The sequence below is a fragment of the Xenorhabdus kozodoii genome (assembly GCF_002632875.1).
Classification (GTDB): Bacteria; Pseudomonadota; Gammaproteobacteria; order Enterobacterales; family Enterobacteriaceae; genus Xenorhabdus; species Xenorhabdus kozodoii.
In genome coordinates this window covers 74,936-98,183 of record NZ_NJCX01000002.1, presented here as the reverse complement: position 1 = coordinate 98,183, position 23,248 = coordinate 74,936, and the positions used below count along the sequence as shown (strand labels likewise).

Below are 23,248 nucleotides of genomic sequence, written 5' to 3'. Positions count from 1 at the left end.
GCCCCTTATTGTGCGCCTGATTATCAGTTTACTTCTCAGTCTCTTGATTGCGATCCCAGCTTTTGCCTCGATGTCTCAGTTGGATGAAACCCAACTGAAACAAGAGCTAAAGCAAGTTGGGGGCAATAAAAGCTCACAAGATTCTGAAATCGCACATGCACTGCAAGGGGCAATAAATTGGATTAATGAGGCAAAATCTGCCAACGAGCGCACCCAGAAATATCGACAAGCCATTGACGAATTTCCTAAAATCGTCAAAGACCTGCGCCAAAAAATCCTGACTGAAAACAATGCTGTTATTGCCATTCCGGCCAATCAGACTATCAGCTATTTAGAACAGCAAATTATCCAAACAAACAACGAATTACAGGAACAAGGACGCCAACTACAACACGAACAGGATAGTCTCCGGGAAATCAGTGACTCCATGAGTCAATTGCCTCAACAACAGGCTGAGGCAAAGCGCTTACTGGCTGAGGCAACCTCTCGGCTCCAGTCCCTGGATTCCGCTTCTACGCCACTCGCCAAAGCACAATTGACGCTGGCGCAAGCAGAAGTCAATGCCCGTAAAGCAGTAGCCAATGAACTGGAGATGGCGCAACTTTCTGTCAATAATCGTCAGGAAATCGCGCGCATACGCGCAGATTTATACAAAAAACGCTATCAACAACTGGATGGTAAACTCCAGCAATTGCGCAGCCAGCTCAATACCCAACGCCAGCAGAAAACGGAATCGGCACTGGAGTATACTGAAATGCTGGCGGAGCAAAGTGGAGGAAAACTGCCACAATTTTTGCAAGATGAACTCCAGCAAAACCGCCAATTGTCGCAAATGCTCAATCAGCAAGCCCAGAGAATGGAGTCCATTGGTTCAAGACAGCGCAAGGCCAACAGTGAGACGTTATTTGTCCTCCAAACACTGAATATTATTCGTGAACAGGCGCAATGGCTCAACGATTCCACTGCACTTGGCGAAACGCTAAGGGCCAGAGTCACCCATATTCCTGATATGTCAAAATCCCAGCAAATTGACAGGGATATTGTCGAATTACGGGTTGAAAGACTGAAATATGAGGAAATGCTGGAAAGCCTGCAACGGCCTATCGAGCAAACATCCCCCTCATATAACACCCTGACTCCAGAACAAAAGAAGGTTTACGAATCACTTCTTCGCACCAAAAAAGAGCTCTTAAATTCTCTGCTATCAGGTTATGACAATGAGATACTGGAACAGACACAATTTAAGGTCATCACCAACAAATTAAACGATGCCCTAAAAGAAGTTCAGGATGCGACCCACCGCTATCTGTTCTGGGTTGCAGATGTCAATCCTATATCGCTCAATTATCCGCTAAAGGTAGTGCAAAATCTGACACACCTACTATCTTTGGATACGTTTTCTCAGTTAGGTGCCGCCATTCACAGCATGTTGACCAAGCAAGATACCCTGCTCTATTTATTGGGAACTTTACTTCTGGTCATCTTTAGCGTCAGCTCACACCGCCAGTATCATGCGTTTCTTGAGCGTTCGAGCAATCGCATCGGGAAAGTGACACAAGATCATTTCTCCCTGACGGTGCGCACCGTTTTTTGGTCTGTCGTCGCGGCACTGCCATTGCCAATGCTCTGGTCAGCCATTGGTTATGGGCTGCAAAATGCGTGGCAGTATCCGATAGCTACCGCAATAGGCAACGGAGTACGTGAAACAACCCCTGTTCTGTGGGTCTTTATGCTCAGTGCCGCCTTTGCCCATCCCAATGGCTTATTTATCGCCCATTTTCGTTGGCCGGAAGAGCGCATAAAGCGAGCAATGCGCTTTTACCGTCTTTCCATTTTCCTGATCGTGCCTCTGATGATGGCATTGATCACGTTTAATCATTATAAAGATCAGGATTTTATCGCAACCCTCGGCAGGCTATGTTTCATCATGCTCTGTATCTCGCTGAGTTTGGTAACCAGTAGCTTAAAGCGTGCCGGCATTCCACTCTATATGGACAAACATGGCTCAGGCGAGAATATCGTTAGTTCTGTTCTATGGTGGATACTGCTCTCAGCCCCGATCCTGGCGGCACTTGCTTCGATCCTTGGCTATCTACAAACGTCACAGGCGCTATTGGGTCGTCTGGAAACCTCTGTCGCTATCTGGTTTTTCCTGCTGGTCGTTTACCATATTATACGTCGATGGATGCTGATCCAGCGCCGCAAGATTGCTTTTGAACGAGCCAAACAGCGCCGTGCGGAGATACTGGCTCAGCGTGCCAAAAGTGAAGAAGACTCTGCCAACATTAATAGCAGCGTAGAGGGTTCAATCGAGGTTGAAGAACCCGTCATCGATTTGGATGCCATTAGCGCCCAGTCGTTAGGGTTGGTGCGTTCAATCCTGACCATGACGGCACTTGTTTCACTTATCCTATTATGGTCTGAACTCCATTCCGCCTTCTCTTTCCTTGAAAATATCCGGCTTTGGGATGTGAGTACCACCATCAATGGTGTTGATAGCGTTCAGCCCATTACCCTTGGCTCCGTATTAATTGCAATCTTGGTGATTATCATTACCACGCAACTTGTTCGTAACTTGCCCGCCCTGCTGGAACTCGCCTTGTTACAACATTTAGTGCTAACACCAGGAACAGGTTATGCCATTACAGCCTTGACCAAATATAGCCTGACGCTTATTGGCGGCCTGGTGGGTTTTTCTCTGGTGGGGATTGAGTGGTCGAAACTGCAATGGCTGATTGCCGCAATGGGGGTGGGGCTTGGTTTTGGTTTACAGGAAATTTTCACCAATATTATTTCCGGCCTGATCATCTTATTTGAAAAACCGATCCGAATTGGTGATACCGTGACTATCCGAGGTCTGACCGGCAGCATCACGAAGATCAACACGCGGGCAACAACCTTGTCTGACTGGGACAGAAAAGAGATCATTGTTCCCAACAAGGCCTTTATTACAGAACAATTCATCAACTGGTCACTGTCTGACACGATCACGCGTATCGTCCTGACAATCCCTGTGCCGGCGGACGTTAATTCTGCCAATGCCACCGACATATTAATGTCTGCCGCCAAAAGTTCACCCCTTATTCTCGATAACCCGATGCCGGAAGTGTATTTGGTGGATTTGCAACAAGGCATCCAGATTTACGAACTGCGTGCCTATGCCGCAGAAATGGGGCATCGTATGCCTGCCCGCCATGAAGTGCATCAACACATTTTGCAGGAATTCCACAAACACGATATCACTTTGCCATTCCCTCCATTCCAGGCGCGTGTTGATATTTTTGGGCAAGAGATCCGCAGTGCTACCACTAACTTCACCGGCCGTAATCCCCCACGAAGACCAGGAGAATTGTAACCCGATATAACATGGTCAGACGCATACCTGTTCAAATTAGTGATTTATGGGTTAATGTATAGCCCCAGCTTCCAAAAGCGAATATTTCCCTTTAAGTAGGTTTTCATAATAGCGATACACTCAACGTATCAGGCTTCCTGACTCCTCGCGTAGCGAGGAGTCAGGAAGTGATCTCCATTTTTGGGTTCTTATTTAATTAACTCAAAGTAATGACGAAAAAACCACATAATATTAATGACGCATACCTATTGCCAGCCGATTCATTCCATTCATAAGTGCAATGGCAAAAGTCAGATCAGAAATTTCCTGATCGGTGAAATGCTCTTTCAAGGGTAAATAAGCATAATCGTCTGCATGTGTTGTCACAACATGGGTAAGCGCCTCGGCCCATTCCAATGCTGCTTTTTCACGGGGGCTAAACTGACTACTCACGCGCCATCCAGCTAATTCAGATAACCGACGTTCGGCCTCTTGATTTTCGCGCAAAACTTGAGAGTGTTTATTTAAACAGAAAGAACAACCATTGATTTGAGATACTCGCAAATAGATCAATTCAACCAATTGCAAACCTAATAAACTGTTTTCCAGCCCTTGCTTGACAACACGGAAACCTTCCAGCAATTCTGGAGATAAATTGTAGTAAGCGAGACGCAATTGACTCATAAATAATATTCCTTGTTTTAATATCTTAAGGACTATATTAAAAATGCTTACTTTAAGCAAAGGAAAAAATATTTTTTATAACACCAAATCATTTAGGTTAAAAATCATAAAACATTAACTCAAAAAAAATATAATTTAATAAATTAATCATTTAATAAAGTAACTATCAAAAAAACGCCACTAAAGGAATTAGTGGCGTTTTATATTACATGGCAAACTAAATAGTTAATTTTTCCAAACCCTATATTCTTGAGTTTATTGCGTTGTTGAACGCCACTTGAAATATATGGGTATATATTTCTAGATATTAAGGCATTCTTTTGGGATCAGAACCATATTGATTATCACCCTGGGTTCCTTCTAACAGGGTTAATACAAAGAAAAAAATATTGGCTATAGGAACTAAAAGTAATAAAATCCACCAGCCTGAATGGTTAGTATCATGGAGCCGACGAACGGTTACTGCAAGTTTTGGAATAAACGTAACAAGAACATAGACAATAAATAATGCAATACCTGCCATATCATTAATTGCTGTCCCTAATACTATCATTATCAGGAATGCAATCATGTTAAATAAATAGAACATCCAATATTCTTTACGACGGGCACGTCCAGAAAATTCAGCATAATTTTTTAAAACACGAAGATACCAATTCATAATGTCACTTTATTTAAATTAGATTATATAAAAACAGGCAAACTATAAAGGATGATTGATTTTATACTTGTTTATCTTTTAGTGTCCACAATTCATTATTGACTGATTAGTATTGTGAAATTCGTGTCATTATTAGATAGTGAATTAAAAAATGCTTCCAAATGTAAAATTAAAAATAGAAACAGTATAAATATCTTTAACTCATATCAAAGTCATGCATAAATCTATCAGCAAAACAAACCCCATTATTTTATGATTAACCTTGATTAGATGATGGTTTTATTATTCAGTTAATGAACACATAAAAATACAATTATGCCCAATAAGGATCAACCCAGGATAGCCGTGTCATTTCAGAGTCGAGTAAACTACCATATTAACTGAACCCATTTATGCCTCAAACTTATAAATTAATCTTACACCCACAAGATTCGCCGGTCTGTAATTCAAACTCACACCCCTGAGCTGCTCCATTCCATGTTCCCAATATTTCAATCGCAGTTTTGGCCATTTTATCAATGGGCTGACGGACTGCCGTTAAAAAAGGCACATTAATGTGCCTGACGGTTTTTTTGTTTCTCGCTGATAGGTTATCGAATGAAGATGGATACAGGCAGGCCGAAGCGAGATGCCAGTTTTTTCATGTGGTCGAGGGTCAGGCCTCGTTCACCATTGAGAATTCTGCTGACATAAGAGCGTGAGCCTAACTCAGCTTTAAAATCCGTAGTGTTCAGTCCGTACTGATCCATGAGCGTCCGCAGTACGGCGATAGAATCGTCGCATTCATTGAGTATTGCATTGAAGGCACGAAACTTCGGCGCATTGTTTTCATACTCGTCAATCTTGGTGCAAATCATATCCACCAAGGGATTGTCAGGGTCATGCTCAACCAGATATTCAACCAGCTTTACAGCGTCCTCATAGTCCTTATGGGAGTTACTGTCACCGAGTAGAGGGACGATGCTTATCAGGCTGTTGGCAGCTTGTATGGCTTCATTAATCATCATTCTTTCGTTCTCCGACAGTGGTCTACCAACTTATCGTATTCGGCGTGCGTTGATATGTGCTTAACGAAGATTTTCCCTCGTTCAAAATCAGCAAAAAACATAATCCTCAACGTATTCCCACCTATGTCGATAACCCACCATTTCTCTCTGTATTTCATCCTATCCAGGCTTGGAAAGGTTCTTTTCAACTCATCAGGTGTACGGTATGCATCACGTTTTAACGTTCTGTAGGTATCTGAAAGCGCCTGGGCGTTGTTGGGAAAACGTGTGGATGCAAGGTCAAATGGTTCCCTTGAAATTACGTGCATTGCATCTCCCTTGTTTCCTATTTGGCAACATTATAGCATGGCTTTTCATTGTTGCCAAATTGGCAACAACTGATTTTTTGATGTATTTCCCTTGTCAGCGGTTGGGTTTTCAAACCTGATACATCTCCCGCAAATAACCAGAAACGGCATCATCGGCATTAGAACCAATGAGTTCCATATCCGGTAAAATGTCTTTTAAACGCTGGTGTGCTCCCTGCATAATGCAGCCCTTACCTGCCACGCTTAACATTTCCCGATCGTTCATACCATCACCAAAAGCAATGCAATCATTTAATTGATACCCAATCAATTGGCAAACATGCTCCAATGCATGGCCTTTAGAAACGCCACCTGCCATCACTTCCAGACAATTTCTCAGTGAAAAACTGACATTTACTCGCTCCCCCCAGCGCGCTTGAATCCTCTCTTCCAAATCCACCAAATAATCATGATCGTCACTGGTGTAATAGACCTTGCATACACCCTCTGTAGGAAAATGTTCGCGTTGAAAAAGTTGGTAATGGAAAACTGACTCCTGAAAGAATGCTTCCTGTTCAGGAGATTCTCTATTAATTAACCAATCATCGTTATTGTAGTAATTGGTCAGGATATTGGGATTATCAAACTCCAATAAACACAAATCATGGGCAATTTCAGGATCTAAGTTATGGCTAAATACCAATTCATCCTGAGTATTGTGTACCCTTGCACCGTTGGAAGTGATCATATAAGCATCAATGCCCAATCCATCACGGATCTGCCCCACATCAATATGATGGCGTCCAGTTGCAAAAATAAAATGAATCCCTTGTTCCGTCAGTAAATTCAAGGTTTCCTTGGTGTACGGGGTTAATTTATGGTCGGGAGATAACAACGTGCCATCTAAATCTGAAGCAACAACATGATACATAGTTACGTTTCCTAAACTAAATCAGTTTTGGTCAAAAAAATCACAAATCGCATTGAGAGCCTGCGCCCGCAATGCATCTTTCTCGAACAGGATTTCGTGATGAGCCCCTTGGATAACCAGAGGATTTTGGTGTGATGCACAAAAAGCCAATAACGCCTGATTATTCACTATCTTATCTTCACTCGCTTGTAAAACGATGAGTGGCGTTTGAATTTTACCCGCATTTTCAATCAGGTTATCTCCCATCAGCATACTTTCACGCATCCAATGGTAAGTCGGCCCCCCAAGACGTAATTCAGGATAATCCGCATAGTAACGCAAGTAGCGCTGGTAACGCGCATAACTGTGCGTTAATAGATTGATAAAATAAGGTAATGGCCGCCATTGCCCCGTTGACAGGGCGTAAGCGTTACGTCTTTTGATATTAGGTTCCGCCTGGTTAACCAGAAAATTCGCCAACCAACGCGGCATGGGTAAGTGAATGCCAAACATCGGTGCACATAACGCCGCGGCACGAAAAATCGGCTGTGGGTAACGCACCAAAAAACGGCTCAAAATCGCACCGCCCATTGAATGAGCCAGTGCATAACAGCGATGGGATTGACGAGGTGCCACTTCAAGTTCAATAAATTTAGCGAAGTCATCTACATAATGATCGAACTCTTCAACATGGCCTTTTTGCCGATCACCCAACATGCGCCCGGAACGACCTTGTCCACGATGATCAATAATGAAAATATCGTAGCCTAAATGGTAAAAATCATAGGCCACTTCAGGGTATTTTACGTAACTTTCACTACGGCCGGGTAAAATGACGAGTGTTTTGTCATGATGGGGAGAACAAAAAGAGACATAATGGATGGGAATATCATCAACGCCGATAAATTGCTGCTCTTCCCTTGTTCGCCAAAAATCCAGTAATAGACCATTCGTGAAGGCTGAGAACTGAGGTTCACGGTTTAACCAGCTCGCTTTCACTATCTCAGGCGCCATTCATCTTCCTCTATTCACTGTCCTTCATTGATTAACATTGTTCAGTTACTCGAATTCTTCAAAATGTTCACGGATTAATGTCATAAATGCGTCGCCAAAACGTTCCAACTTCCGCTGACCAACCCCATTAATCAGCAAAAGCTCATCCGGGGTTATTGGGCATTGTTCTGACATCTCGATTAATGTCACGTCATTGAAAACAACAAAAGGTGGAATATTGTTTTCATCAGCAATGGATTTACGCAATTTACGCAACTTGGCAAACAATTTGCGATCATAGTTGCCGCGATACGATTTGTTTTGCTGATTGCGGCTTTTCAAGTTTTGGATACGTGGTACGGCAAGTTGGAGAGGTGCTTCGCCGCGTAATACAGGCCGCGCAGCTTCTGTCAGTTGCAGCGCAGAATAGTTGGCGATGTTTTGGCTAATCAGCCCCAGATGAATAAGCTGACGTAAAACGCTCATCCAATGTTCCTGGCTCTGCTCTTTACCAATGCCGTAAACCGGCAGCTTATCGTGTCCAAATTCTCTAATACGTTGATTATTCGCACCACGTAGCACTTCTACAATATAGCCAATCCCAAAACGTTGTCCAACGCGATAGATACAGGATAGCGCTTTTTGTGCCTCCACCAGACCGTCGTAACGTTTGGGGGGATCAAGGCAAATGTCGCAGTTACCACAGGCTGTTTGGTGGCTTTCCCCGAAATAATTTAGCAAGACCAAGCGGCGGCAAGTTTGCGCCTCCGCAAATGCTCCCATCGCGTTGAGCTTGTGCCGTTCAATGTCCTGTTGTTCACCCGCGGACTTTTCTTCCAAACAACGCCGCAACCACGCCATATCCGCCGGATCGTAAAACAGCACCGCTTCCGCAGGTAAGCCGTCTCGCCCAGCCCGGCCAGTTTCTTGATAATAAGATTCGATATTGCGGGGAATATCAAAGTGTACAACAAAGCGCACATTCGGTTTGTTAATTCCCATACCAAATGCCACGGTTGCCACCACGATCTGCAAATCATCTCGCTGAAAGGCATCTTGTACCCATGCCCGCTGGCTGTTTTCCAGTCCCGCATGATAAGGCGCCACACTTAGCCCTCGCTTTTGCAGGCGTTCTGCGGTTTCTTCCACTTTCGTGCGACTATTGCAGTAGATAATTCCGCTTTTCCCTTGTTGACCACGGACAAATGCCCAGAGTTGATCAAGCGGTTTGTATTTCTCAACTAAGGTGTAGCGTATGTTGGGACGATCAAAACTGCTGATATGGATAATCGGCTCATGCAGCTCCAATAAGCGCACAATATCCTGACGGGTTGTTTTATCTGCTGTCGCTGTGAGGGCAATCACGGGGAGATCTGGGAAGCGACGCCGAAGTTGCCCTAATGCTCGATATTCTGGGCGAAAATCATGCCCCCATTGAGAAATACAGTGAGCCTCATCGACGGCCAGTAAAGCCGGTTGCCAATCATGGAGTTGGTCAAGAAAGTTATCCGTGACCAAGCGTTCAGGAGCGATATAGAGCAGCTTAATGCTTCCCTTACGGCAACGTTGAATGATATCAAATTGTTGTTCACGACTTTGGGTGGAGTTCAGGCATTCCGCTTCAACGCCATTCGCACGTAGCTGATCAACCTGGTCTTTCATCAATGAAATTAATGGAGATACCACCAGCGTCAGCCCATTTTTAACCAGTGCGGGGATCTGGTAACACAGCGACTTACCGCCTCCCGTTGGCATAATCACCAGACAGTCGCGCCCGCCAAGAACAGCGTCAATAACTTGCTGTTGCCCTGGCCGAAATTGCTGGTATCCGAATGTTTTTCGTAATGCTTGTTCAGACAGCGATGCCGTGCTGATAAGTTCTGCGGTAGACACGCCTTTCCTCGATCGTTAGAAGGTAATCCCTGAAAGAACCTGAAAAATAGGCTATAAAAAATACAACCGCGATCCAGGCGCCTGTATATTATGTTATTTCACTCTATAAGGGCAGTGACAGCATATCATTCAACAGAGCAAACGCATTCCTGGTTTTCCTGTTGTCATAATCCCGTACTAAAAAATTTCCGCTTATTCTACACGCCATAGGGTTATTTTTTGTAGTTTGTTTTTTCCGCCATGAATTGTTTCTCGAAGCGCTTCACAAACTGGCAAAGTCGCTAACAAAAGCATAAAATTAACAAACCATTAACCACAAGCACCCATTTAATGTTAGTTAATTTTACTTTTCATTATCAGGAAAACCACCATGGAAAATATTCAGCCAGTAGACACCGTCTTAACGCCAGAAGAGGCCCGTAAATTTATAGGTGAAATTTTTGTTTATCATATGCCATTCAATCGCCTGTTGGGTCTCGAACTGCTCCGCTTCGAACAAGACTACGCAGAGCTGCAATTCCGTCACCAGGAAAAGTTGATCGGTAATATGATCCATAACATTCTACACGGTGGGGCGATTGCTTCCATATTAGATGTTGCCGGCGGGCTGGTTTGTGCAGGCAATGCACTGGCAACCATTGAAACGACGACTATCACAGAGATCCAAAAACGCCTAATGACAGTAGGCACTATTGATTTGCGCGTAGATTACCTGCGCCCCGGACGCGGTGAAGTCTTTACTGCCAGTTGTAATCTTATCCGCGCCGGCAATAAAGTTTCTGTCGCCAGGATTGAGTTACATAATGAAAAACAAGTGCATATCGCCAGTGCAATGGGAACTTATTTAGTTGGCTAGCAGTTTTGCTGCTTACCCGAAAATCTCACAATACACGTTTTTTACTATTAATAAATCCATATGAGAATAGACTATGAATCCAAAAACCAAAGCAGAGTCGGCGATCCTCGCTGGCAGGGCTGTTGATGCTGTCGTCTATATCTGGTATCCCTGCCGGAGCTTCCCTGTCGGACATGCTGCTATTTATATCGGCGGAGTACCGCAATACCCTTGGCCAGATTTCTGTCCAGAACATGCCCCACAGCATCTGGCTGATGATAATTATGTCAGTTTCCTTGCAGAGCCAGATAGACCACGTGGAATGTTATCCTGTGCAGGGGCGCTTAATAGCCTCCAGGCTGACTTCGTCGATCCCCCCCATCTGGAATATTACCTGATTGACTTGGATGTTGAAAAAATGCAACTCCAAAAGCGTAAAATCTATGATGGAAAAATGTATGGTCGTTCACGTATAAGCCACAGCTATAATTCCATTAATAAAAATTGCGCAACTATGGTTGCCAGAATCTTAAAAGCCGGTGGAGTAGACGGTTTATTAAATACCATTCAAAGAATTGGCTATGCCAACAATGTATATTGGACACCTAAAGACATTGCTCAATTGTGTAATGAATTAAGAAATAATGATAGGGCAGTAAAAGTACGAGGAATGAATTGCCCAGATAAACTGAAATCACCACTTAAAACCTTTCTGGGTTTTAGATAGATAGTCATGTGCTATTTATCTAAGTAGAAACATTTAATTTATTACACATGCTATTAACTACTTGTAAATCATGCAGCCCAATGACACATTGTATAGGTTTATGAGCTATCACCTTAAGCAAGCTCTTCTGATTTTCTGAACATTCTCTACACATTCAAGGATATTATGAGTAACCAACAGACGACCAAAGGTATCTTGTATGCCTTGGGGGCTTATCTTATTTGGGGGTTGGCACCCATCTACTTCAAGGCCATACAATATGTGCCCCCCGATGAAATCGTTTCACATCGTGTTATATGGTCAGTTGTCTTTATGATTTTGATGCTAACGTTAACACGTCATTGGCGTCAGGTTTTGGTGGTTATTCGCCAACCGAAGATACTACTGCTGTTAGGCATCACGGCCTTCACGATTACCAGTAACTGGCTTACCTATATCTGGGCAGTCAATAATGGGCATTTGCTGGAAGCGAGCCTGGGGTATTTTATTAACCCACTGGTTAATGTGTTGTTTGGCATGCTATTTCTTGGTGAGCGTTTTCGCCGTATACAGTGGGTTGCTGTGGGATTGGCCTTTACGGGTGTACTGATCCAGCTATGGCAATTTGGTTCTATCCCTGTGATCGGTCTGTATTTAGCAACGACATTTGCTGTCTATGGGTTGATCCGCAAAAAGCTGGGGATTGATGCACAGACAGGTATGTTGATTGAGACAACCTGGGTATTCCCTGTCGCCTTGATTTATCTGCTGTTTTTTGCTCATAGCCCGACAAGTAATATGTTGGATAATACGTACTCTTTGAATCTCATGTTGATTGCTGCCGGTATTATTACCACGGTGCCCCTGTTGTTCTTTACCATAGCGACTACGCATCTGCGTTTATCTACGCTGGGCTTCTTCCAGTATCTTGGCCCAACATTGATGTTCTTATTAGCAACACTGGTTTATGGCGAGGAAATTGGCCCAGATCGTTTGATCACGTTTGGCTTTATCTGGGCGGCCTTGATTCTGTTTACATTGGATGCGCTCTATACGCAACGTCGTTTACGGAAGTAACTCAATTTCTACAACGAGCCTCAGTATCTATAACCTTTCTGAACTGACCCAAGAGGCATTGTAGAAATTTGGGTCAGTTTTTGAGTGAAAGCAGCCTAGCAACTACTTGAGATGATAAAAAGACAGATAACGGGTGAGAGGGCTACAGCCAATTTTTGCGCTTGAAGTAGAGATAAGGAGCCAAACCTGCTGCTATCATCACCCCAATGGCCGCAGGATAACCGAATGTCCAATGTAATTCCGGCATAAATTCAAAGTTCATGCCATAGCTGGATGCGACGAGTGTCGGAGGCAGGAATACCACGGAAACCACGGAGAAGATCTTGATAATACGGCTCTGTTCGATGTTGATAAAGCCCATCGCCGCCTGCATCAAGAAGTTAACTTTCTGGAACAGGGATTCATTGTGCGGCAACAAGGATTCAATATCCCGCAGAATTTCGCGTGCCTGTTCCAACTGATTGGTCGGCAAGCGGGCACGACGCACAAGGAAGTTCAGGGCGCGTTGGCTATCCATCAGACACAAGCGGACTTTCCAGCCAATATCCTCCTGTTCAGCAAGGTTAGACAAGGCAGAATCAAACTCATCCCCCTGTTTGCCTTTCATAATGACCCGACTCAGGGATTCCAGCACGCTATAGATGTTTTCAATGACATCAGCCAATTGTTCGATTTTAGTTTCGAACAAGTCCATCAACAGCTCATAAGCATTCCCGTCAACCATCGTCTGGTTACGGGCTCGCATACGGTATAATCGGAATGCAGGGAGTTCACGCTCTCGCAATGTGTAGAGACGACCGTCACGAATGGTAAATGCGACTGTCGAGTTGCCAGCATGGTCTTCGGCATCTTCAAAGTAGAAGAATGAATGGACGTGCATACCATCTTCATCTTCAAAAAAACGGGCTGATGCCTCGATGTCATCCAATTCAGTGCGGGTCGCCAAGACTTGTCCCAGCTCATTTTGGACGCGGAGGCGATCATCATCCCCCAGCCCCACTAAGTCTACCCACATGGAGTCAGATAACTTATCACCTTCTTCAACTTCAAGACGGAGCAGGCGATTATTCTCTAATTTAAATGCGTTCAGCATGTACCATAAGTCTCCTTATACTCCCTACGTTTATCGTAAGGCGCGAATGTTACGCTTAGAAGAAAAAGCCTGTCAACATTCGTTCGGATTATTGGCCTGTTTCGAGTCTGGCATAAGCGGCCACCAGCCACTTAATGCCTTCACCTTGAAACGCGATCTGTAAGCGGCAGTGTTCTCCACTGCCTTCTATATTGATAATCGTCCCTTCACCAAATTTGGGATGGTGCACACGCTGTCCAAGTGAATATCCACTATCGTTAGCACTAATAGGTGTACCCAGTCGTTTGTGGCTGACCGGACGAGATACCGTTGCCCGAAGGCGGACTTCTGTCACGCATTCTGCCGGCAATTCGCCAATAAAACGGGACGGGCGATGATGCACTTCCTTGCCATATAAACGACGGCTTTCCGCATATGTTATTGTCAGTTTATCCATCGCCCTGGTCACCCCTACATAAGCCAGACGACGCTCTTCTTCCAACCGACCGCCCTCTTCAATGGACATCTGGCTAGGAAACATGCCCTCTTCCATCCCCACAATAAAGACTTGCGGGAATTCCAAACCTTTCGCTGAGTGCAAGGTCATCAATTGCACCGCATCCTGATAGGCGTCAGCCTGCCCCTCCCCCGATTCAAGCGCGGCATGGGAAAGGAAGGCTTGCAATGGCAACAAATTCTCATCTTCATCCTGATAGCTGAATTGGCGGGTGGCCGTGACCAATTCTTCCAGGTTTTCGATACGAGCTTGCGCTTTTTCGCCTTTTTCCTGTTGATACATCGCCCATAGGCCAGAATCACGGATAATGCGATCGGTCTGCACATGCAATGGCATTTCCTGGGTTTCCGTTTCTAAGGCGTCAATCAATTCAATGAAGCGCTGCAACGCCGATGCCGCACGGCCAGCCAGCACTTTTTCCTGTATCAATAAAAGGCTACTTTCCCATAAGGTTTTTTGCTGATCTCGCGCCATCTGGCGCACAACATCAAGCGTTCTGTCACCAATACCGCGCGTCGGGGTATTCACCACACGCTCAAAAGCGGCATCGTCTTGACGGTTTGCGACCAAACGCAAATAAGACAAGGCATCTTTGATTTCCTGACGTTCGAAGAAACGCTGGCCACCATAAATGCGGTAAGGCATGGAAGCCTGTAATAAGGCTTCTTCCAGTACGCGGGATTGGGCATTGCTGCGATACAAGATCGCACACTCTTTCAATGCACCGCCATTATCCAGCCAATGCTTGATACGGCCGACAACATAACGGGACTCATCCAGTTCATTGAAGGCGCAATAAAGTGAAATTGGCTCTCCTTCGCTTCCTTCTGTCCACAAATTTTTGCCTAAACGATCGCTGTTATGGGCAATCAGGCCATTTGCCGCTTTCAGGATATTACTGGTCGAACGGTAATTTTGCTCCAGTCGCAGCGTTTTCGCGCCCTGAAAATCTTTGAGGAAACGCTGGATATTTTCTACCTGTGCACCTCGCCAACCATAGATGGATTGGTCATCGTCCCCGACAATCATGACCTTGCCGCTATCGCCAGCCAGCAAGTGAATCCAAGCGTATTGAATGCTGTTGGTATCCTGAAATTCATCCACCAGAATATTGGTGAAACGTTCACGATAATGTTGCAGGATCTGCGGTTTGTTCAGCCACAGTTCATGGGCGCGTAGCAACAATTCCGCAAAATCCACCAGACCTGCACGATCACACGCTTCCTGATAAGCCTGATAGATTTTCAGCCAGGTCGCTTCCACCGGATTGCCGTAACTTTCAATGTGCTGTGGTCGCAACCCTTCATCTTTTTTGCCATTGATGTACCACATTCCCTGACGGGCAGGCCACTGTTTATCATCCAGATTCATCGCCTTGATGATGCGTTTGATAAGGCGGTGCTGATCTTCGCTATCAAGGATCTGAAAATCCTGTGGCAGATTTGCATCAAGGTGGTGGGCGCGTAGCAAGCGGTGGGCAAGACTATGGAATGTACCGATCCACATGCCCCCCTGGCTCGTACCGATTAGGTTTTCAATTCGGTGCCGCATCTCAGCGGCGGCCTTATTGGTAAACGTGACCGCCATGATGGAAAATGGCGAGGCATTTTCAACTGACAGTAACCAAGCGATCCGATGCACCAGCACGCGCGTTTTACCACTACCCGCCCCCGCCAGCACCAGCATATGACTACGGGGTGCTGCGACCGCTTCGCGTTGTTTATCATTGAGGCTTTCGAGCAGATAAGAAACGTTCATAGTTACCGTCAGTTGTTAGTATTTTTATATAAACCCGTCGTCTTTCAAGATGCATGTTATATCTCCCCACTGCGCGGGAGATATAACAACAGCACCACCGATAATACGGTTAGCTTCTATATCTCCCCGCGCAGGGGAGATATAAACACGCTCATTGGTTTGCAAACTGCAACTTGAAGTTGGATTGGTATAGATTTCAGTCTGAAATTATATCAGTGCTAGCAAAGAAGCCAAATCAGAAATCTCAATATGTGGCATCAAACGCCCTTCAGGCTCCAGCATCAGATTTTTATTCGCGATGTTGATCCAGCAAGCCTGCATGCCAGTACAAATCGCCCCTTCGACATCGGTATTCAGGTTATCACCCACATGCAGGATCTGATTTATGGGTAGGTTAAGCCGCTTAGCCGCCATATGGTACATATCAGGGTAAGGTTTGGAACGCCCATCAACGCCGGCTTTTAAGACAAATTCAAAATAAGAGGCTAACCCACATGCCGCAGGTTCAGCGTTCCCATTGGTAATGGCCACCAACGGCATTTTTTCCGCCAATAGGGATAAGGTCTTATGGGTAGATGCTGGCACCGTGATTTGATTACGCCAATACCTAAAGCAGGACATAATTTCATCCGTACCACGTAAGGTTTCTTCATCATTGAAACCATGATGGGCAAACATGAGTTCTGCGGATTGTCGACGCCATGAAGTCACATCGTGATAAATATCCGGTTCTCGTTCAAGCACCGCCTGACGGTATACATGCAGATCTTCATGCCCAAAGTGACCAAATTTGGCATCGTACTGCCTGATAAAACACAACACTTCTTTTTCGGTTCTATCGATAACAGGACGATTATCGTAAAGCGTATCATCCAGATCGAATGTCATCGCAGCAAACGGCGCGAGAGGCCGATAAAAACGCATTATGATTTTCCTCGTTTGGCTCTGGGGTGAGCCACATCATAGACTTTGGCCAGGTGCTGAAAATCCAAATGGGTATAGATTTGGGTCGTCGATAGATCTGCGTGGCCAAGTAATTCCTGCACTGCACGCAGATCGCCGCTGGACTCCAGAATATGTGTGGCAAAGGAGTGACGCAATTTATGGGGGTTAACATGGCTGCTGACACCTTGTTGGATCCCCCACCGTTCGAATCGTTTCTGTACGTTACGGGCAGAGATGCGTTTTCCACTCGTGCTGGAAATAAAAACCGCATCATTTTCTGGCTCAAACCGTTCCCGCACTGCCAGCCAACGCTGGAGCCACTCCTGCGCCATCCGCCCAAACGGTACTTTCCGCTCTTTGCTGCCCTTGCCGTGTACCCAAACTTCGCCACTTGCCAAATCCAAATGGCGACAATCAAGCCCGACCAGTTCAGACAAACGCAGCCCTGCTCCGTACATCACTTCCAGCATTGTTCTGTCACGCACTGACAGCGGATCGTTCAAATTAATATTGAGAAGTTGGTTAACCTCATCCACATCCATGTTTTTAGGTAAGTGCCGTTTTTTACGGGGAGTGCTGACGGTTTTAGCCGGATTGGCCGCTAATGTATTTTGCATCACCATCCAGTCAAGAAAACTGCGCAAAGAAGAAAAGCGCAAGGCAAGGCTGGCAGACTGTAACCCTGCCCGCCGACTGCGGGAGGCAAACATTCTGACGTTAGTCGGATCTAATCCCTGCCACTCACGTATCCCCATCTCCAGTGACATTGCCGCCAGAACAGTCAAATGGTGTCGATAGTTAGTGAGCGTCGCAGGACTTAACCGCCGCTCGACCCGCAAATAGAGCAAAAAGTCTTCCACGGGCGCTAACAGCAAATCAATCGGCTGAGTCATGCGCGTTCAATCCAGCGGGATAGCAATCCCGGCAACAGCGTCGACAAATGGTCAAGAATGTCGGTTCCCATGCCTTCGTGATAGTGCTGTTTATCATGGCTATTGAAAATCACCATCCCCAAATCCCCCTGAGAGCCTAAAAGGGATATCGCCACTGAACCAACATGGCGTGCCTGTGGCATCAACAGTAAAATTTCTGGGCCGTGTAATCGGCCAAGATAGTGATTTTCCTCACCAAATCGCTTAATGCGGACAGATTCAAAAGCCTGACGGGAAATCGCCAGCCCTGGCGCATTCAGTGGTGCCCCAAGATGCCATTTATCACTGAACAACCGGATATAACTGTTACTCAATCCCAGCGTTTTGGACCATGAGCTCAAGCAAGAAAGAAAGTCTTGCAAGCTCCTGGCCGCAGAGAGATCGGATAGTAATTGCAATAAGCTGCTAAACAGCACTTCATTTTGTTTCGCCTGCTCTACCAAATGGTCCAGATCATCTTCCAAATCACGGATACGTTTCCTTTGACGGTTCATATGCCATTCCATCAAAGAAACACTCCCCCGCACCGGATGAGGAACTCTTATCTTATCGACCATATTGGCATTACGGATAAAAAACGCGGGATTATTCAATAAATAATCCACGACGGTTTGATCATCCAGCCTATTTTCAATGTGCAATGGATCGTCTTTTTCATCCATTTTCCAATGCCCCATAGTTCAAGAGTGACTCAGCAAACACAGAATCAATCACAAGTGAATCGTACCATCATAAACATGGGTTGCAGGCCCAGTCATAAAAAGGGGTTTGCCCGCCCCATCCCAGCGAATTTGCAGTGTTCCTCCCGGAAGATCAACTCGAACCTGATTATCCAAAAGATCCTGCTGGATACCGATTGCTACTGCGGCACACGCACCACTGCCACATGCCCGCGTTTCACCCGTTCCACGCTCAAAAACACGCAAGCGAATATGGCCCCGGTTTATTACCTGCATGAAACCAATATTGGCCCGTTCAGGAAAACGTTCGTGGCTTTCCAACACCGGCCCTAATATTTCCACTTCGGCAGTGTCCACATCCTCAACGTGTATGACACAGTGAGGATTTCCCATCGACACAACGCCACACAGCACTGTACGTTCGATGGCACGGATAATATAAGTTCTCTCAGCCTTATTCGCGCGAAAAGGAATACGCGGTGGCTCAAAGTCGGGTTCTCCCATGTTGACACAAACCTGGTCATCATGTGTGATGCTCAATATCATTTGACCCGAACGTGTGCTGACCTTGATATCACGTTTATTGGTCAACCCCTTAATACGGACAAAACGGGCAAAACAACGCGCGCCATTGCCACACTGGGAAACTTCACTGCCATCGGCATTAAAAATGCGGTAGTGAAAGTCTAAGTCAGGATCATAGGGCGCTTCAACAACCAAAAGTTGATCAAACCCCACTCCAGTATTCCGATTAGCCAGACGGCAAATTAACTCTGGAGAAAAATAAACATTTTGGGTCACTGCATCAACGACCATAAAGTCATTGCCAAGACCATGCATTTTGGAGAACTGCATATACGGCTCCAAGAGAAATCACATGACTGAATCAGTATCATTAAACATTCATGGAGATATTGTCTTTTAATGAACTGTTTTTTAACCCTGTTTCTGGCTGTGCTTTATCCATTTTATGCACAGCCCCCTGTGTTGCAGACGTTTCTACAGGAGGAAAATAAAGGGGGCCTTTCAAGCCACAGCCAGCCAGAGAAAGTAATGTTATGATAGCCAATGACCAACGGAGTTGTTTTTTCATCATATTAATGCCTGTGATTCATGCGCCAATACTCTCTATAATCGCAGCTAGGCCCTGAAAAGCAAATAGGAAATAAACATGAACGATAGCGAATTTCATCAATTGGCCGATCAATTGATGCTTCATCTTGAAGAGCAACTGGATAATTACGATGGTGATGCGGATATTGACTATGAAATAAATGGCGGAGTGATGACACTGAGTTTTGAAAACGGCAGCAAAATCATTATCAACCGCCAAGAGCCTTTCCATCAAATATGGCTGGCAACCAAAAACGGGGGTTACCATTTTGATTATCGGGATAGCCAGTGGATTTGTGACCGCAGCGGTCATGATTTTCTCTCCATGCTGGCACAAGCCATGACTGAGCAAAGCGGTGAGTCATTCCCTCTTTCGTGACTCTTTCACAAGACAGTATATACCCTATGGATTTCAAGATGCGGCGCGGCGGCAAGGGAATGAACCCCCAGGAGCATAGATAACTCTGTGACTGGGGTGAATGAGCGCAGCCAACAAAGCGGCAACTTGAAAGACGACGGGTATAAAACGATTTGTTAACGAAAGATGCCTAATCAAAAGCGCCTAATAAAATAGGCGCTTGAGGTAAGTGATAATATCAATAGTGATACAGCGAATGACAGGGATCACCTGCCCCACACGTTTTATTGAGGCGCTCATCAATATGGAGCCTGGCATCATTCGCTTCTATAGCATCCACCGGATACACTCCCTCTATAAATGGAATGACATGGGTGCGCTCAATTTTCTTAACGATTTGATAGAACTGCGGCAAGTTGAAATTGACAAAACTGGAGCCATAAGTAAAACGATCATGTGACGATGAATAAAATCGGCTGATATCTCGCACCAATTCTTCTTTGCTGCCTTCACAATGGGAATAAATTTCCACCCGATTTGATTCATCAAGAATATAAATATTGAACCCTTGCTTGTTTTCGATATCCTCGAAAAAGAATTGGACAATGCCTTCGCAGGCAAAGCCATCGATTACCGGTGGTAAGTGTTTTTCTTTGGTGTCAATTTTAACAGGCAGGCCGTGCAATTTGGTATTGGAAATAGCGCCATAGAATTCCACGGCATTTTCCAATTTTTGTACCGAAACGTTTAGCCGTTCGAAGAATAATCCCCATGTTTGCCCTGAAATTCGTAACGCCTTGAAGCGGTTTGGATCTTGTCGGTTGCTGGACAATCGTAACTCAATACACTCCGACACTAATTGCTGGATACGAGTACGGATCAACCCACGCAAGTGTTTGCTATAGCAGAATACTTCAACGTCAGATGGCGGCGCTGCATCTTGATGCATTTTGCCCAATATCGTCTTCAATGCTTCCAATACCGACTGTTCACCACTGAAATGCAAGGTTCTCACTTCATTCCATGAATTGCGGTAAAGCAAGTCAATGCTACCGACCAGGCATTGCTGCAACTCGCCAAAACTGAAAACATTCAGGTTTCTTAAATCGAAACGAACAACCTGATCAGAGAATGTTGTGGTTGGATCTTGCTCTAGATTGACAATGATCGCCAAATGACGGATTTCACACGGACTGTATAATGCTTTTGGCGTGGGTGCAGGTAAGCGGATCGGAAAATGCGTGGCGATATCATCCACCAAATCATTTAATTTTTGCCGGTCACACTGAGATTTGCCGTGATGAATGTGGAGTCGAGTCTCTTTCGTCAGCAAGCCATTGAAATAGGTCCAGGAAACTAATTTATTCAGGTAGCGATTGTATTCCAGCGGTTGGTGACCAATGATCGATTCAATCGTTGGGGCATGGTTGTACAGATACCAGCCACTGCGGTTTACTCGCCCAGGGGGAACATAAATGAAGGTCAGATCTTTTTCTGACAGATCCGGTGATATCTGGGGATTCACCAGCGTCACTTTACCCGGCAGGGCTTCAAACGCCGCATACAATTTGCGGGTCAATACGCCAATATCTTGCGGGCTGGCACTCACACTTAAATTATTACGACGGGCAAAACGGATGAGGTTGCGATAACTTAGCATCATGGTATCAAGCAATTCATTATGGGCATCACGTACCTGCTCAATTTTCCATGAATTACGATTATCCAGCATGGCCAGTTTATTGTCATCCCAACCCCATTCACGCACCAACTGGGAGATAACCTGACGACGCCATCCTGTACAGCCTTTGTCGTTCTGGCCTGCGAATAATTGTTCGCATACCTTCAGGTAAAAACAACGGCGCGCCAAATCAAGGCGCGCAAGATCGTTTGTGGCAGTCAGATAGCGAGTGACGCGCTCCAGCATCATGCTATAAGCATCAAGGCCAAAGGAAACAATCGCACCGTCATGAAAATATTGCTTCATTTCCATCGCCAGCAATTTTCCATTGGGATATTCCCATGAATAGGCTTCCAACAGCAGGCTTTTCAAGACGGCTTTATAAGGAGAGTCCACGCTCTTATAAAGCTGCCAAAGGCTCGCCCCAAAATATTCCTCTGCGGATAATTCGCTCAAGCCGCCCAAATCCAGCCATTCATTGGGTGTCAATACCCCCTGGGCATAGAGAGAAAGGACATACTCATCATAATGAGTCTCTTCTTCCACGGGAACCATTGCCCACAGCAAACGTTTACCTGCCATACAGACTGCGGTGCGATAAAACTCATCAAGCAGAAGGATATGTTGGGTAGAGCCGCAGTCTTCGCCGTTCAAACTACCACAGGCATTATGCCGAAAACGGTTTTCATCAATCAGAAAAAAGGTGACCTCTGTGCCCAGTGAAGCTGCCCACTGTTCTATCAAGGTACATTTTTGTTCCAGTAAGGCTTTCTCATCACTATCCAACCAAGATTGGTGGCAGACCCAAATATCCAAATCAGAAGAGCAACTTTGCCCGATGGAAGAGGTACTGCCCATGGAGTAAATTCCCGTAATCGGCAATTCACCATTGGATATATGTGACGGTATGTCTGGCAAGACACCAGTAAGCTGGCTATCCAGATCATTAATCCAAAATTGCTGTGCCTCATCAGGCATAAAAAAGCAAACGCCATGAGGAACATCGCCTTTGATATAACCTGGCATCATTGAATGATGATAATGTAATAATACTGGAATTAAACTATAAACTTGCTTAAAAGCGTCACTCATTAAGTGAGTAGCGCGTTCTAATCTAAGTTGGTTAATTGCATCCAGTCGCTGCTTTAGCGTTTCAATATAGAGATACAAGAGTTTCGCCTGATATCAGTTCCAGTGCCCAAAGTAGTCCCCTGTTTCCGATAACGCGTGGTATTTCAAGATTATTTAAAATTATTTTTACAAACTTATTGTCGGAAACGTGATCAATTTAACACCTTGCAGTCAAACCGTAAAGTACGCAATACCATCTTTTCTCTTCACCTGCAATAGTCAAAACACAATTAACTCGTTGTAAAATATTAAGTTAATCACGAAATAGACACAATAATATGCTTTTTTAGCATAACGATTATGATTGATTATTTTTCATCTCGTAGTTGTAAAGCATTGTAAATACATCACTCTTCCATCAATATTTAACCCAATAATATTTTGTGACGAATAAATATTTCCCCCTTTTTATCATCAGGCTAATCACAAATTTCAATTTGCTTTTATACCCGTCGCCTTTCAAAATGCGTTTTATACCAATCTCTTTGTTTATTTTCTCTATGCAAATAAAATATTATTTTAATATTTAAAATTATTTTTATTTAATAACCTGTATGTCCATAGACTATTTGGATTTTTTCCTGACTTTTTCGTCACTGGAAAAAAAATCATTGAGATGTTAAAACGGGTACTATTTTCTCACTAATCGGTGACTAACTGGCAGCTAAACGCCA

General features: G+C 44.8%; 20 protein-coding genes and 1 pseudogene. 5 read left to right on the top strand and 16 right to left on the bottom strand.

The genetic code is table 11. The features are described 5' to 3' along the window. Positions 1 to 10: 10 nt before the first annotated feature. On the top strand, positions 11 to 3,355 hold the full coding sequence (gene mscM, locus Xkoz_RS01955; RefSeq protein ID WP_099140505.1) for a miniconductance mechanosensitive channel MscM: 3,345 nt from the start codon (positions 11 to 13) through the stop codon (positions 3,353 to 3,355). Between the two features lie 231 nt (positions 3,356 to 3,586). Here the strand turns inward: mscM and Xkoz_RS01950 are convergent, their stop codons facing one another. The 8 genes and pseudogenes from Xkoz_RS01950 to recQ all read right to left on the bottom strand — a co-directional run bounded on the left by Xkoz_RS01950 (position 3,587) and on the right by recQ (position 9,769). After that, positions 3,587 to 4,018, bottom strand: coding sequence for a carboxymuconolactone decarboxylase family protein (locus Xkoz_RS01950; protein ID WP_099140504.1), 432 nt, complete (start codon positions 4,016 to 4,018; stop codon positions 3,587 to 3,589). A gap of 307 nt (positions 4,019 to 4,325) precedes the next feature. After that, complete coding sequence (locus Xkoz_RS01945; RefSeq protein ID WP_099140503.1) at positions 4,326 to 4,679, bottom strand: DUF805 domain-containing protein; 354 nt, start codon at positions 4,677 to 4,679, stop codon at positions 4,326 to 4,328. A 403-nt stretch (positions 4,680 to 5,082) separates the two neighbouring features. Next, positions 5,083 to 5,232: pseudogene (locus Xkoz_RS22510) on the bottom strand (LacI family DNA-binding transcriptional regulator); the annotation flags it as partial. A gap of 37 nt (positions 5,233 to 5,269) precedes the next feature. Then, positions 5,270 to 5,686 carry a helix-turn-helix domain-containing protein gene (locus Xkoz_RS01935; protein ID WP_099140502.1) on the bottom strand — a complete coding sequence of 139 codons (417 nt, stop codon included), beginning with the start codon at positions 5,684 to 5,686 and terminating at the stop codon, positions 5,270 to 5,272. Beyond that, on the bottom strand, positions 5,683 to 5,994 hold the full coding sequence (locus Xkoz_RS01930; RefSeq protein WP_099140501.1) for a type II toxin-antitoxin system HigB family toxin: 312 nt from the start codon (positions 5,992 to 5,994) through the stop codon (positions 5,683 to 5,685). The genes Xkoz_RS01935 and Xkoz_RS01930 overlap by 4 nt, the downstream gene beginning before the upstream one ends. A 109-nt stretch (positions 5,995 to 6,103) precedes the next feature. Next, complete coding sequence (yigL, locus tag Xkoz_RS01925; protein ID WP_099140500.1) at positions 6,104 to 6,904, bottom strand: sugar/pyridoxal phosphate phosphatase YigL; 801 nt, start codon at positions 6,902 to 6,904, stop codon at positions 6,104 to 6,106. Between the two features lie 21 nt (positions 6,905 to 6,925). After that, on the bottom strand, positions 6,926 to 7,897 hold the full coding sequence (gene pldB / locus Xkoz_RS01920) for a lysophospholipase L2 (RefSeq protein WP_099140499.1): 972 nt from the start codon (positions 7,895 to 7,897) through the stop codon (positions 6,926 to 6,928). Positions 7,898 to 7,942: 45 nt separating this feature from the next. After that, a complete protein-coding gene (gene recQ / locus Xkoz_RS01915) occupies positions 7,943 to 9,769 on the bottom strand; it encodes an ATP-dependent DNA helicase RecQ (protein WP_099140498.1) in 1,827 nt (608 codons plus the stop codon). Between the two features lie 370 nt (positions 9,770 to 10,139). Here recQ and Xkoz_RS01910 point away from each other — a divergent pair, with 370 nt between their 5' ends. The 3 genes from Xkoz_RS01910 (at position 10,140) to rarD (ending at position 12,387) form a co-directional block, all read left to right on the top strand. Then, positions 10,140 to 10,625 carry a thioesterase family protein gene (locus tag Xkoz_RS01910; RefSeq protein ID WP_099140497.1) on the top strand — a complete coding sequence of 162 codons (486 nt, stop codon included), beginning with the start codon at positions 10,140 to 10,142 and terminating at the stop codon, positions 10,623 to 10,625. A 73-nt stretch (positions 10,626 to 10,698) separates the two neighbouring features. Next, a complete protein-coding gene (locus tag Xkoz_RS01905) occupies positions 10,699 to 11,331 on the top strand; it encodes a hypothetical protein (RefSeq protein ID WP_099140496.1) in 633 nt (210 codons plus the stop codon). 165 nt (positions 11,332 to 11,496) lie between these two features. Next, complete coding sequence (rarD, locus tag Xkoz_RS01900; RefSeq protein WP_099140495.1) at positions 11,497 to 12,387, top strand: EamA family transporter RarD; 891 nt, start codon at positions 11,497 to 11,499, stop codon at positions 12,385 to 12,387. 142 nt (positions 12,388 to 12,529) lie between these two features. Here rarD and corA read toward each other — a convergent pair whose 3' ends face one another. The 7 genes from corA to lptM all read right to left on the bottom strand — a co-directional run bounded on the left by corA (position 12,530) and on the right by lptM (position 19,384). Then, entirely contained in the window at positions 12,530 to 13,480 is a 951-nt protein-coding gene (corA, locus tag Xkoz_RS01895) for a magnesium/cobalt transporter CorA (RefSeq protein ID WP_099140494.1), read from the bottom strand. Between the two features lie 88 nt (positions 13,481 to 13,568). Further along, positions 13,569 to 15,734, bottom strand: a complete 2,166-nt coding sequence (gene uvrD, locus Xkoz_RS01890) for a DNA helicase II (RefSeq protein ID WP_099140493.1) — start codon at positions 15,732 to 15,734, stop codon at positions 13,569 to 13,571. Between the two features lie 207 nt (positions 15,735 to 15,941). Beyond that, positions 15,942 to 16,658 (bottom strand): 5-amino-6-(5-phospho-D-ribitylamino)uracil phosphatase YigB, encoded by a 717-nt coding sequence (gene yigB / locus Xkoz_RS01885; protein WP_099140492.1) that lies wholly within the window; start codon positions 16,656 to 16,658, stop codon positions 15,942 to 15,944. Further along, positions 16,658 to 17,572, bottom strand: a complete 915-nt coding sequence (xerC, locus tag Xkoz_RS01880; protein WP_099140491.1) for a tyrosine recombinase XerC — start codon at positions 17,570 to 17,572, stop codon at positions 16,658 to 16,660. The genes yigB and xerC overlap by 1 nt, the downstream gene beginning before the upstream one ends. Beyond that, entirely contained in the window at positions 17,569 to 18,273 is a 705-nt protein-coding gene (locus tag Xkoz_RS01875; RefSeq protein ID WP_167386536.1) for a DUF484 domain-containing protein, read from the bottom strand. Before Xkoz_RS01875 ends, xerC begins: the two co-directional genes overlap by 4 nt. Before the next feature lie 48 nt (positions 18,274 to 18,321). Then, positions 18,322 to 19,146 (bottom strand): diaminopimelate epimerase, encoded by an 825-nt coding sequence (gene dapF / locus Xkoz_RS01870; RefSeq protein ID WP_099140489.1) that lies wholly within the window; start codon positions 19,144 to 19,146, stop codon positions 18,322 to 18,324. A gap of 40 nt (positions 19,147 to 19,186) precedes the next feature. Next, complete coding sequence (lptM, locus tag Xkoz_RS01865; RefSeq protein WP_099140602.1) at positions 19,187 to 19,384, bottom strand: LPS translocon maturation chaperone LptM; 198 nt, start codon at positions 19,382 to 19,384, stop codon at positions 19,187 to 19,189. A gap of 78 nt (positions 19,385 to 19,462) precedes the next feature. Here lptM and cyaY point away from each other — a divergent pair, with 78 nt between their 5' ends. After that, entirely contained in the window at positions 19,463 to 19,783 is a 321-nt protein-coding gene (cyaY, locus tag Xkoz_RS01860) for an iron donor protein CyaY (RefSeq protein ID WP_099140488.1), read from the top strand. Positions 19,784 to 20,000: 217 nt separating this feature from the next. On the opposite strand, the gene Xkoz_RS01855 is transcribed toward cyaY, so the two are convergent. After that, a complete protein-coding gene (locus Xkoz_RS01855) occupies positions 20,001 to 22,613 on the bottom strand; it encodes a class I adenylate cyclase (protein ID WP_099140487.1) in 2,613 nt (870 codons plus the stop codon). Positions 22,614 to 23,248 lie beyond the last annotated feature (635 nt).